The sequence below is a fragment of the Formosa sejongensis genome (assembly GCF_033447105.1).
GTDB lineage: Bacteria > Bacteroidota > Bacteroidia > Flavobacteriales > Flavobacteriaceae > Formosa.
Genome location: NZ_JAWQUN010000006.1, coordinates 49962 through 63925, shown reverse-complemented (window position 1 = coordinate 63925; position 13964 = coordinate 49962). Strand labels below are relative to the sequence as shown.

8 protein-coding genes are annotated in these 13964 nt (G+C 32.9%); 1 reads left to right on the top strand and 7 read right to left on the bottom strand.

Going from position 1 to position 13964, the window contains the following annotated elements; translation table 11 throughout:
- Position 1: 1 nt before the first annotated feature.
- The 5 genes from uvrB to R6X41_RS08320 all read right to left on the bottom strand — a co-directional run bounded on the left by uvrB (position 2) and on the right by R6X41_RS08320 (position 11166).
- Complete coding sequence (gene uvrB / locus R6X41_RS08340; protein WP_318499210.1) at positions 2 to 2005, bottom strand: excinuclease ABC subunit UvrB; 2004 nt, start codon at positions 2003 to 2005, stop codon at positions 2 to 4.
- A 57-nt stretch (positions 2006 to 2062) separates the two neighbouring features.
- Positions 2063 to 6478 (bottom strand): T9SS type B sorting domain-containing protein, encoded by a 4416-nt coding sequence (locus R6X41_RS08335; protein ID WP_318499209.1) that lies wholly within the window; start codon positions 6476 to 6478, stop codon positions 2063 to 2065.
- Between the two features lie 143 nt (positions 6479 to 6621).
- Positions 6622 to 9357 carry a T9SS type B sorting domain-containing protein gene (locus tag R6X41_RS08330; protein WP_318499207.1) on the bottom strand — a complete coding sequence of 912 codons (2736 nt, stop codon included), beginning with the start codon at positions 9355 to 9357 and terminating at the stop codon, positions 6622 to 6624.
- Between the two features lie 71 nt (positions 9358 to 9428).
- Positions 9429 to 10253, bottom strand: coding sequence for an ABC transporter permease (locus R6X41_RS08325; protein ID WP_318499205.1), 825 nt, complete (start codon positions 10251 to 10253; stop codon positions 9429 to 9431).
- A 16-nt stretch (positions 10254 to 10269) separates the two neighbouring features.
- Positions 10270 to 11166: an ABC transporter ATP-binding protein gene (locus R6X41_RS08320; protein WP_318499203.1), complete on the bottom strand. Its 897-nt coding sequence runs from the start codon at positions 11164 to 11166 to the stop codon at positions 10270 to 10272.
- A 96-nt stretch (positions 11167 to 11262) separates the two neighbouring features.
- Between R6X41_RS08320 and R6X41_RS08315 the strand changes: the two genes are divergently transcribed.
- On the top strand, positions 11263 to 12324 hold the full coding sequence (locus R6X41_RS08315) for a hypothetical protein (protein WP_318499442.1): 1062 nt from the start codon (positions 11263 to 11265) through the stop codon (positions 12322 to 12324).
- Here R6X41_RS08315 and R6X41_RS08310 read toward each other — a convergent pair whose 3' ends face one another.
- A complete protein-coding gene (locus R6X41_RS08310) occupies positions 12325 to 12846 on the bottom strand; it encodes an IS1096 element passenger TnpR family protein (protein ID WP_318499201.1) in 522 nt (173 codons plus the stop codon).
- A gap of 37 nt (positions 12847 to 12883) precedes the next feature.
- On the bottom strand, positions 12884 to 13903 hold the full coding sequence (locus R6X41_RS08305) for a COX15/CtaA family protein (protein WP_318499440.1): 1020 nt from the start codon (positions 13901 to 13903) through the stop codon (positions 12884 to 12886).
- Positions 13904 to 13964 lie beyond the last annotated feature (61 nt).

The following is a 13964-nucleotide window of genomic DNA, read 5'->3' as shown; positions in this document are numbered from 1 at the left end:
ATTACTGTTTTAATTTTTCAAGTTTATCTTGATAGAATTTTATTTCGTCACGAAATTTTGCAGCATGCATAAAGTCTAAATCTTTTGCAGCAGCCTCCATTAATTTTCGTCTATCTCGAATGTTTTGTTCTAATTGGGGTTTAGTTAAATATTCACTTTCTGGTTCGGCAGCTTTTAGAGCTTCCAATTCGTAACTATATGTACTTACAGAGTTTTTGGCTAAAGCACTGTCTAAACTTTTATTTAGTGCTGTAGGCACCATATTATTCGCTGTATTATAATTGATTTGTTTTTCGCGTCTGTAATTAGTTTCGTCTATTGTTTTTTGCATACTTTTTGTAATCTTATCAGCATACATAATTGCTTTTCCGTTTAAGTTTCTAGCCGCACGACCAACAGTTTGTGTTAACGATCTTGCCGAACGTAAAAAACCTTCTTTGTCGGCATCTAAAATAGCCACTAAAGACACTTCTGGTAAATCTAAACCTTCTCGTAATAAATTTACACCTACCAAAACATCAAACAATCCTTTTCTTAAATCTTGCATGATTTCTACACGCTCCAGCGTATCTACGTCACTATGGATATATCGGCTACGAATTTGAATACGATCTAAATATTTAGTCAATTCTTCTGCCATACGTTTTGTAAGCGTAGTGACTAAAGTCCGTTCGTCATTTTCAATTCGAAGTTGAATCTCTTCAATTAAATCATCAATCTGATTTAAACTTGGTCTCACTTCTATAATTGGATCTAAAAGTCCTGTAGGTCTAATAAGTTGTTCTACAAATACACCGTCACTTTTTTCTAATTCATAATCTGCTGGCGTAGCACTAACATAAATCACCTGATTTTGAAGCGCTTCAAATTCTTCAAATTTAAGCGGTCTGTTATCCATAGCTGCAGGCAATCTAAACCCATAATCGACTAGATTTTCTTTTCGGCTTCTGTCTCCTCCATACATGGCATGAACTTGCGAAATGGTCACGTGACTTTCGTCTATCACCATTAAAAAATCTTCTGGGAAATAGTCTAATAAACAGAAAGGTCGTGTACCTGGTAGTCTGCCATCTAAATATCTCGAATAGTTTTCAATTCCTGAGCAATACCCTAATTCTCGAATCATTTCTAAATCGAATTCGGTACGTTCTTTTAAACGTTTTGCTTCTAAATGTTTTCCGATTTCTTTAAAATAATCATGCTGCTTAACCAAATCATCTTGGATATCCTTAATAGCTCCCTGTAGTACATCTGGCGATGTCACAAACATATTTGCTGGATATATAGTTAGGCGATCGTATTTTTCTATGATTTCGTTGGTTTGAACATTAAAAGCTTCAATCTCTTCAATTTCATCACCAAAAAAATGAATTCTAAAAGCATCATCGGCATAACTCGGAAATATATCAACAGTATCTCCTTTAATTCTGAAACTCCCATGATTAAAGTCTGCTTCAGTCCTAGAATACAAACTCTGCACCAAACGATGTAATAATTTAGTTCTGGAAATTACCTGATCACGTTCTAAAGAAATCACGTTTTTCTGAAATTCCACAGGGTTTCCGATACCATATAAACAGGATACAGAAGCGACAACTAACACATCCCGGCGTCCCGAAAGCAAGGATGAGGTTGTGCTTAAACGTAGTTTTTCAATCTCCTCGTTTATAGATAAATCCTTTTCGATATAAGTTCCAGATACAGGAATATAAGCTTCAGGCTGATAATAATCGTAGTAAGACACAAAGTATTCGACAGCATTATCCGGAAAAAATTGCTTAAATTCTGAATAGAGCTGAGCCGCCAGCGTTTTGTTATGCGCCAAAACTAGAGTAGGACGTTGCACCTCTTCTATAACGTTGGCAACGGTAAAGGTTTTTCCGGAACCTGTAACACCTAAAAGTGTTTGGTATTTCTCGTCGGCATTTATGCCTTGCGTTAATTTTTTAATCGCTGAAGGCTGATCTCCGGTAGGTTTGAATTCTGATTTTATTTTAAATCGCATGTTGCAAATTTAAACTATTTTGGGCGTAGGAAAAATAAAAGACGTGTGCTGTTTTTGCTATCGTTTTAAAGTGAAATGTCCTGTGCGTTCATAATACCTATTATCTTGATTAATCTTTGCTACATACCAATAATCGTCTGTAGGCATTGGTGAACCATTATATAAACCATCCCAACCAGTCGTATCTTGGGTGATGATTTTTAAAAGTTTTCCCTGACGATCGAAGATAGAAACTTCCGCGTCTTCTAATTCTTCAATACCAATAATGTGCCAAGTGTCGTGAAAACTATCTTGGTTAGGGGTGAAAAATTTTGGAATATCTATTACAATTTCATCTGCAAATCCTTCAGCACATCCACCCTTATCTTTTACAAATACTGTATGCTGACCGATAGTTACATTATTAAAAATATTTGAAGATTGATATTCACCATTATCTAAGCTATATAAATAATCGCCACTTCCTCCAGTTACTGAAACGGTAATGGCGTTAGAACTTGATAAAAATGTAGATGTTGTTGTTACGTTTAAAGTTGTTCCGTTTGGATTTATAATAGGCACTAAAATCAGCTGTTTTACGATATTACAGCCTGTGTCGTTACTTTGTACACGTGCAAAAATTATTACCCCATTTGTTATATAATCGTAAATGTTATCTAGAGGATTAGTGCCTGTATTTGCTTCAGCAGTTGTGCTATAATATGTTATTGTAACCGCATCTAAATCGTATACTAAGCGGTTATCAATTTCTGTTAAGTTTAGTGTTTCAGTGCCATCTTCGCAAAATATAAATTCATTTAGCTCTTTGGTGTCTGGAGGATAGTTAACGATTAATTCTAAGGGTTGTATTTCGTAACATTTTGTGTCGGGATCTTGGGCTACAATATATATTACTTGATTTCCAATGGGGTTAATGTAATTTTCAATATCGGTTATTTGTTCTGAAATATTTAATGAATTGGCATCGTTTTCATCCTCAAAATAATATATGTCTGGAGCATTGAAACCTATTTTAACATTAATAACTCTTATAGATTCGCTTAAATTGAAAGTTACATTTTCTCCTGTATAATTCGTTGAACAACTTGCAGCAATTATTGCACTACTAAAATCGGGAATATCATTTATTTGAATTAATAAGGGCTGAACTTTAAAACAATCGGATGTATTTTGGTTTTCAATACGCACATATATGTTTTGTCGTGTTGGAGTGGTAGGAATTTTATAAGAAACTGTATTAGGAATTAAATCTACACGGTTGTTCGCATTAGATTCAGATTTGTAAAAGGTAATATTTAATCCCCTTCCGTCATCAATCGCTAATGCTGTTGCTACCAAATCAATCTCAGTTTCAGATTGACCTGTTATCACACAAATAGGTACATCTACTATTTTTTCTTCAGGAGTAATGGCAGTGTCTAATGTTATAGTAATTCCCGGGATATTACATTTGCTATTGTTAGTGTTTTTAGCTTCTGCATAAATGGTTTTAGCGCCTGAAGACACGTCTATAATTGTATTGTTACTTAAAATAGTTCCATCTTTTGAATCATAAAAAATAACTTCAATTTCAGGTAAATCATATACTAGTAATTGTGATTTATCAATATCACCAATCCTGAAATCAGGAGAATCACATGCGAAAAATTCAGATTTACTGAACTCTGGTTCAAGGAATACTTCTATATTTATTGGGTCTATAACTGGGCAAAATGATGTGTTTATTTTATTAGTAACCCGGCTATAAAAAATTGTTGATACTGTTGTGTATGTACTTGGATCTGTTATGAAATTTGAGTTTCCTGCAATGGCATCGTCTTCAACTTCATATAATTTAATATCAATATCATCCGGATCTATATGTGAATTTATAGTGTTATTAGTTATTAAATCTTTCAATTCAATAACGACTTGATCTAATGTGATTTCTTTTTCAGAGTTAGTTATACAATATTGGAAGTCTGTATAATCTAAATAGACCTGTGGCATATAAATTATCTCTACAGTGAATTCTATCGAGTCGTAACATTCACCAATTAAGGTGCCGTTTGTTACCTTTTCTTGTATAACTCTGGCATAAAGTGAGCTACCTATAATATCTGTATAGTCAATATATTGTGGTAGTTTATTAGTATCTAAATCTCTATCTGTTTCTGATAAGTAATATTGAATTTTATATCCGCTATTATTCGTGTCTATTAAATCGTTGTAAGCATATAAATCTATAACGCGTTCGCTAGAGCAATGTGGAATATAAGGTTCTACATACTCTAATTCTGGGGCTTTAAAAATGTCAAATTTAGAATCGAAACCACCGCACCCAGGATATGTTATTTCAATATAAATGGTTTGTGAAAGGCCGGAATTTGGGATTTCGTAATTTGCTATTTTATTAATTTCTGTACTGAGTGTACTATCTTCAAAGAAAGTTATGTTAGCAGCATTATCTCCATTTACAATATCATTTGCAATTTTTTCTAGATTAAATGTGTCTCCACCACAAATCGCATAATTTTGAATCTGTCCTTGAAATGCTAATAAAATATTTGGATAAATATCGATTTGAGCTATAGAAGGACAACCGCCATCAATAGGTTCTACACGAACAAAGAGTATCGAGGGTGCATTGTCTAGATAAGCGGCTAAATCTGTACCCGTTAGTTTGTTTACATTATTTTCTGCATCTGTTGCATTTTTGAAATATGTAATATTAAATAAGCTTTGATCTAATCCGTTTAAAACGTCATCTCGAGCATCTTCTAATTGTTCTAGTGTAATTCCGCCTCCGGTTGTTGGTGTACATCCAGCAATTACAGAACTACTTGAATTGTTAAGTTTTGGGCTTTCTATATCTTCTAAAGTAAGTGTTGTTGTCCCTATACATCCCGTATTTTTATCTTCAACTCTTACATATAATGAGCTTGTTTCATCCAAATATGGACCAGTAATAGGTTTCGTTCCTTGTTCAGCCTGATATTCTGTGTAATGGTAGGTAATAGTGAAATCATTTAAATCTCCTGTAACAAATAGACTATTAAGATTTTCTAAATTATAAGACAAATCGTTGTCGCAACGCGGATAATTCTGAATAGGTTGTGGATCTGGTTGAATATTTACTATTAAATCAAACTCTAAAGTCACCACACATTTAAATTGAGTACTAGTAACTTCTACATTAATTGTTTCTCGTTCTCCGGGTGCTACTGTGGTTTCTGTAATATCTTTTCCGAAGGAGTTTATGTATTCTATAGTATAAGCATTACCAGGAACAGTACTTTTTATTTGATCTATAATATAATTATCAAAATTTGTTAGAATGAAAATTTCGTCATTTATACTGCAGCGCGAAAAGTCTGATGCTGGATTTAATGGAATTGGAGTGCTTGTTAAAACAGTTATACTAATCTCGTCGGAAATAGTAAAAATATTTGTAGGACTGCTACCATTTATACAATCAGGTTTATAGATTTGGACGTCCAATGTATAGTTTCCAGAATCGCTTGTTTGGTATGTAGGATTGGTAGAAACAACATCACCAGTATTATTATACCAGGTATAACTCGAAATGTTAAGTTCTTCAGTATCAACGCCAAAATCGGACTGAAGTTTGGGAGTTAATTCCGTATCGGTACAGGTGGTAATATCGTTACCTAAATTTAGAGAGACATTTACATCACTTTTTTTTATGAATACAGCTGTATCAAGATTAGTATCACCTTGGTCTGCAACTATAATCTTAATTTTATATTTTTTATAAGGCTTAATTTCTGCTTTAGCTGTTAAAACCTTAGTACGTCCGTAAAAGTTTGTACTTTCTAATTTTGAAACTTCATTTTCATAATACTGAATATTAGTGTCTGAGCAACTATTACCATTAATTGTTTTAGTACTAACAGGAGTATTTGTATTTGGAATTATAGCAATATTTTGAAAAGTTGTAGAGCCTTCTTCTTGAATTAGTATCGCAAATCCATCTGCATTATTGCAAATATTAGGACTTCTGTATTCGTCTGAAGCTAGCACGTAATCGAAAGCAATCGTGGTTGTAATAGCAACAAAATCGAATTCTAAAACGGTAGCATTCCTTGTGTTCGATATTCCTAGTGCTGTTTCTAAATCGGGATCTCCCAACCATGAGTTTGAACCAGAGTTTAGGCCATTAGGATCTGTAGTTGTATCGTTTCCTCCTTCAATGACATTACCTGTTGTTAAAACAATACCTTGTTCGAATGGGAAATTAGAACTCGCTTTATCAAAAGAACCTAAACTATAAAACGATTCTCCCGATGCTGATGCGTTTTTTGGAGATTTAGGATCACAGATTATTATTCCGTTTCCTGAAAGGAAGTTGTTTTCAATTAATGTTAGGGGATCAGAAGATGGTGTTACAGAAATTAAATCAGCATTAGTTTGTGCAACTAAACCATTACATAGCAATACAAAAATAAGGGAGGTGTAAAATAGTAATTTCATAAACAGCTAAAAGTCAGTTTGTTTCTGTTAAGATAATAGAAGAATTATTTGCTAGAAAATTGGGAGGTACAAATAAAATATTATTAGTTAAAATCAAGGAATTCAACGGCAAAATACACCTTTAATTGTATGAAATGCAAATATTAACGTTTTAATGTAAAGTGGGAAGTGAATGTACGCCCATCAGATAAGGTTGCCGAAAACCAATAATCGTCTTCAGGAAGCACGTTACCATTAAATGTTCCATCCCAATTTGCATTTTTAGGGTGAATTTCTATAAGTAATTTACCATATCGGTTGAAAATATATACTTTAGAGTTTTCCATAAATAGGTTGGTTGCACCTTCAATTTTAAAAGTATCGTTATAACCATCTCCATTTGGGGTAAAGAATTTGGTAAAACCAACAACATAAACCACTTGCTCTGCTAGGCCACAATTATTTTTTATATCTCTTACTTTTACCGTGTATTTGCCAGGATAGACATCTGTAAAAATAGATTCACTTTGGTAACCTCTGTATTGTGTTGAATTTGAGTGGTTTTCTTCATTTTTAAATAATGCATATTCGTAAATCCCCAATCCGTTGGCAGTAACTGTTATGTTATTATATCCTCCTGAATAAGTAGTTTTAGTTCTATCTGCATCAATTATCGCAATACCAGATTCATTAATTGTAAACCTTTTTAGTTGAACACAAGCCGATGCTTTTTCTGTAATTACGACTTCATAACTATTTGTGGAATTAGCTAAATACTCATAATGTGTTGCTCCAGAAATTGCTGAGTCATTTAAAAACCACTGGAAAGTATAATCTCCAATATCGGATAAAGGGATTTCAGAATTTAAAATCACATCAGAACCTGTGCAATAATAGGCTGTTTCTTCTGTTGTTTGTGCGTCTATAGACCGAATAAGAAACGATTGGTCTGTATAACAACCTGTTTTATCATTTGTTGCACGAACATAAATAATCTGATTCGGTGTTGTATTTGAATAACTTGTAGGAATGACTATTGCTGAAGGTGTTCGACTAGAATTGGGATCTGTGTCGTAAAACAAGTAATCTGCATCTGCGAAAACAATACTTTCTTCTAAATTAAAATGCGTTAGGCCATCATTAAAAGGAGATGTGACATCGCATTGTGTAATGTCTGTGACTTGTAAATTTGGACTTGAAATTAATTGTAATGAAAACGAGGTGGTGTCGTAACAATTGGAGTTGCTTTTATTTTCAATTCTAGCAATAATGCCTTGGTTTGCAGAAGATATTCTGTAGCTTCCAGGAACTAAAATAGCATTTACTTTAGTGTCTGCATCCGATTGATTTTTAAAATAAATAATCTGAAAATCATCAGGATTTTGAGTTCTTAAAATTTGATTATTGTGTGTCGTTAAATCAACGGTTTCTGTTTCATCGTTGTATAAATCGCAAATAGGATCTAAATAAGTAACAGCGTTTGCAACAGGAATTTCGTTATATGTAACATTTGCAACACCTTCTTTAATGTCGCAAATAGTAGCATGATTAGGTGTGATAAGTACTTTATAAAGACCTGCATCGGAAACTTCCATTTCCCAAGCATTTCCTGTATTGGTGATCGTATTTCCATTAATGGTCCAAAGGTATGTGGCAGCTGGAACTTCTTCTGCTTTTAATGTATATTCTTCGGCAGTACAAAGCGGTAAATTACTAGTTTTGATACCGTCGTTTGCATGAATAATATCGATCTTTTGATTAAAAAACGATTGAATAAAAGGAGGTAAACCTTGAGTAGAATTATTACCTTTTAAAGGGATTGCATTGTGTTTGTAGCTTGCAGAAGTCCCTTTTGCATTCGGGTTTTCGATAACACCTAGATAGGGTAGGCCTTGCTCGTAAGTCTCGGAAAGCGCTCTGTAAATTTTGCCGTCTGGACCTAGTTGAAGTGCACCTCTAAACAACTTTCTATTATCTAAAGTGACTTGTGAATTAGATATATCTGCAGCTTCAAGATCGTATTGAATTAACGCCGATTGGTGCCTTGTGGCTAGATTAGAATCATCTCCATTATAATCATTGGTAGCGTGAACGTATAAAAATTTGTTGTTTGGCGAGAATTCTACGCCATAGGGATTGTTGCTAGAGGTTGTGCTAATGGTAAGTCTTTGTTCTTGGGTAATAGCTCCTGTAGAGGCATCAAAATCATAAAGATACAAACCTCCTTTCATATTGGCATTAGCCATTTTAGTACCGTCTGGAGATAATTTTAAAGCACCCCGAATATCGGTTATTTTAGAAGTTATAGTAGATTTTACAGGTGTTGTATTAATAGTTTTTTCAGTGATTTCGTAGGCATAAAATGTGTTTAAAATGGAATTGTCATCTTTCGCTGTTGCTGTAGATAATGTAATCATCCATATAGACTGCGTATTACAATCTTTAATAACTGCACTTAGTTTTTCTGAACTATAGGGTAATAAATTTTGATTTTTTAAGATGATTTTTCCCAAGCCTCCATTTTCTGTAATATCAACAATAGAGTAGTTAAATCCGTGATTAACACTTCTTTCGGCACCAGTGCCTACTGTGAAAATATAAAATTCAGTTGTACTTTTAGGCTTAGGAATAACTATTGCAGATTGCGTACTAGAAGAGTTTCCATAAAGCTCGGTACCATTATCCATAACCTCATGATTTCGGTTATAAACGGTAGTACCATCAGTATAAAATAGTAAATTTCCAAACTCATCTGAAATAGATGAAGCACCTTCTTTGGTGTTTAATTTCCCGTCTATTAGTGCAGAAACTTTATTGGTATTCGAGTCAAACTGTATACCTGCATTTTCACCAAAATACCAATTAGCAGCTTCATATTGTGCATAGACAATGCCGTGCATAAAAAAAATAAAGATAACAAAACAATTTTTCATTTAGAAGGTGAACTTAGCTAATAGTCCTTCTAAAGATATTATAAATCTCTTCTTTCAAGTAATTTATAAGATAAAAATATTAAGATAGCTGTCCAAACTGCAACAATTATAATATCGGAACTGTGCACCGCATAGTCGTAAAACATTTCATTTTTTTCAGGGAATTTGGTCATCATAACACGCTGAAAAGGTTGTTTTATAAGATTGTACATAGACTTTAAAGGGAAAAATCTTTGGATTTTCTCAGCTATATCTGCATTTAACTGCCATGTTAAAATGCCGTAAGCAACCCATTCTAAAATGAATAAAACAAAAAGGCCGCCTAAGGCAAAAGCCGAACGTTTAACCAACATAGCGAAGAATAAACACAAACTAAAAAATCCAACAAGTTTTACAAAATAGGCAAGTAAGAAGTTTGTTTCTCTAAAAATGATACTGAGTTCGTTATAACTTGAGTAGTATAATCCAATACATAAGGTTGCAACCCCAATTAAAACGGTAGCGATTAAAGAGAAAAATACTATGGTGTAGAATTTAGATAAGATAAATTCCTTTTTACTCAATCCATCTATGAGGTTTTGCTTAATGGTTTTGTTGCTATATTCGTTCCCAATCATACTCACCACAACTATGGCAAAGAAAAATTTAAATTGAGAAGCAAAAAAGGTGGTGATATGCCAAATAATTGGAAAATTGAATATGCCCAATTCACCTAATTCTAAAGTGAATAAGCCAAAGAAATTTATTTTTATTGATGATAATATTAATACGGTAAACGGTAAAATAAATGAAATAAAAATCAATACTTTACTGGCGCGATTAAGTAGAAGTTTTTGTAATTCTAAATTTATAAGTCGTAACATAGGTTTGATTTTTGGCTTATTGGTTGTCAGTTAATTGTAAAAATTGTTCTTCTAAACTTTGTTTTCTTTTTACTAAATGAGATAAAACGATACCTCTTTCAAACATAATTTTGTTTAGCTCTAAAGCTTCCAAAGGTTCGTTTAAAAGTACTTTTAGAATGGCATTGTCTTCAGTAATTGTTCCGAAAGCTTTATTCGTTTCTAAGAATGTTCTTAAGGCTAAATTGTCTTCAGCTTTTAATTCGAAAAAACCATGGCTTGCAATCATTTCGTCTACGCGACCAGAATATAATTTCACTCCTTTTCTTAATACAACGACGTGAGTACACACTTTTTCAACTTCATCTAATAAATGTGAAGCCAATAAAATGGTGGTTCCGCGTTGTGCAATATCTTTTATAATTTCTCTAATTTGATGAATTCCTTGCGGATCTAATCCGTTTGTAGGTTCATCTAAAATTAAAATTTCAGGATCGTTTAATAGGGCAGAGGCAATGGCCAAACGCTGTTTCATACCTAGAGAAAAGGTTTGGAACTTGCCATGTTTTCTGTCTAAAAGACCAACGATTTCTAGTTTTTCATCAATTTTACTAAAATCAATTTCTTTAATTTTACAAACCAATTTTAAATTTTGGTAAGCTGTCATGTACGGATAAAAGTTTGGGCGTTCTATAATTGCTCCAACTTTCTTTAATGCGTCGTGTGTAGAAACGCTGCCACCAAACCAATTAAAATCGCCAGAGGTTTTATTTACTACATTTAAAACGATACCTAAAGTAGTAGATTTTCCGCTTCCGTTAGGCCCTAAAATGCCATAAACATTACCTTTATTAATATTGAATGATAGATTATTTACGGCGGTAAGTGGTCCGAATTTTTTTGTAAGATTGGTAATTGTGAGTATGCCTGCCAAAATGGATAGTTTTGTGGTTATATTAGTAAGACGAATATGAGTTAAATTTGTTACAAGCTAATAAATAAAAGCTTAAAATTGAGTAAATTTGTAACTATGGACGATTTAAAAATATCAAAAAAGAAGCCTTCATATCCTATTATTGAAAAGTTAGATAAATATCTATCTGAATATAATAGAAACTTCAAACTTCCTATTTTTTACGATGATTTATTGCGCTATCAAGGTGCTATAACAGTTTATGATAAGGACGATGAAGATACACTTTGGCTTCGCGTATATTATAATGAATATGAGCGCGCAGAAATTGATTTAGCTTTAAAAAGAGTCTATTCGAATTTAGTTTCTGATGGTAATGAAAAGATTTTTCAGTTCTTAAATGTAGATTGTATTGACTTCTGTACCTTTGGAAATTCACAACCTTTCCGAATTAAAGTCCGAAATATTTTAAATGATAATTATACTCATTTTTATATAAAAAAGGCAGATGCTTCTCGTGTTTATGGTTTAGAACTTGAGCATATGTTGTCTCCAAATAGCCTTAACTTTTTGGTGTATAAAGATACTTTGATTGAAGAACATATAGCAGGAATACCTGGAGATGTGTTTATAAAAGATATGTTGCCAAATTGTACAGCTCCCGAAAAATCCCAAATTGCTAAAGAATTTGTGAAGTTTAACGAACGTTGTATGATTCGCTTATTGGGAGATATGCGTTCTTATAACTACGTGGTAATTCCTACTCACGATTTTGATCAGATTGTATATAAAGTTCGTGCAATTGATTTTGATCAGCAATGTTACGAGGGAAAATTGAATATTTATCGGCCGCAATTTTTTAAGGAAAACTATGAATTGGTTAAACTAGTCAAGGAAAAAATAAGTGAAGCTTCTATTGACCAATACAAAATTGAAGAGCGCTCAATTATTGCTAAACGTGTTATTAGTTATAATAAACGTTTAACAAAATTGATTGATTGTATGATGAGCGATAAGATTTCTACAGATGAGAACCTTGAACTATTAAAATCTGTGATTTACAATTATACACTAGATATGAATTTTAAATATTGTACAACTATGGGCGAAATTTTAAAGCATGCTTTAGCCTTCGTAAAACGTAATTACGAAGATGTTAATATGAAAAAATTATCGTAATTAATTCCAGTTTTCGTCGAAATCTAAACCGTCATAATCTTCTAAATCCATATCGTCTTCAAACTCGTCAAAGTCATCTAAATCATCATCATCCGATTCGAAGTTTCTTTCAGGAACTTCGTCAGGGATTTGACCATGCACAAACATTAAGTTAGGGTAGTCTATGCCTTCGGTTTCATTAACAATATCGCCAAGTTCAACAAAGAACGTCCACATATTGAAGAAATCGTAAACATAAATTAATTTAGTTTGTTCACTATTTAGAATGCTATCAATAGCTGTTTGATTCATTAAACTCACAGATTCTTGTCCGTCGCTTAAATCGAATAAAGAAAATTCTTCACCTTGATTCCATTCATCGTCACTCTTGTAAAAGGACGCCATCTCACCACCATCAAACCCAAAAGCTTGGGTAATAATATTGTGTAAATCTTCTAAGGTGTCTGTTTTACGAATTTCTAAATCGCGGAATACATCCTCTTCTGTGTCGTTGTCTAAGATTACTCTAAATCTATAAATCATGCTGAAAAATTAAGGGGTAAAGATACTATTTTTATGATTATTTGCTAAAACGATGCAACATAAATGTCATGGCTGTTAATAAGAAAAATGCACCTACTTGATGCAATACGCCAAGCCATACAGGAACATATAAAATTAGGGTGAAAATCCCTAGCAAAAATTGAAAAACAACTAGGATTAATAACGCATTAATCGCCTTCTTTTGATTGGTCGTTAATTGTAGTTTTCTTGATTTATACCATAATAATACAATCAGTCCTACAACTACATAAGCCATAATGCGGTGCACAAATTGAATACCGCTTGGGTTTTCTAAAAAGTTGATATATAAAGGATGGGAAGCATAAACACTAGGATGCATAAATTTTCCTTCGTTCATTAAAGGCCAATGGTTGTGTACTAATCCTGCTTTTAATCCTGCTATAAAAGCGCCATAAACAATCTGGATTAACAACACAACATAAGTAAGAATAATAAGGTTTTTATATTTTTTATTTACCCGTTTTTTATTAGGATAAATTAAATCTAAAGCGACCCATAGTGTTGCAGCAAATGTTAAAAAGGCAGCTGTTAAATGAGCGGCCAATCTAAAATGACTCACATCTGGCATGTCTACCAATCCGCTTTTTACCATATACCATCCTAAAAATCCTTGGAAACCACCTAAGCAAAGTAGTACAATACATTTTTTTATGGTTGATTTTGTAAGTTGTTTTGTCATTAAAAAGTAAACAAAAGGGAAAAAGAACACCAAACCTATTATGCGGCCAATTAAACGATGCAGCCATTCCCAAAAGTAAATGCTTTTAAAATCGTCTATATTAAAATGCGAATTGTATTGCTTAAATTCTGGATGTTGCTGGTATAATTTAAAAGCTTCTTGCCATTCTGTATCACCAATAGGAGGAATTGTTCCTGTAATAAGTTTGTAGTTAGAAATTGAAAGGCCAGAATCTGTAAGACGTGTAATCCCGCCAATAATAACCATAATAAAAATTAAAAAACACCCGGTAAATAACCAGTAAATAACGTTTTTATTGTCTTTTGTTTTCAATATCTTTTGCTTTAAAAGCTACAAAGTGCCAAAGGCTCTGAGAAGCAAAGTTTGTTTAATTAGA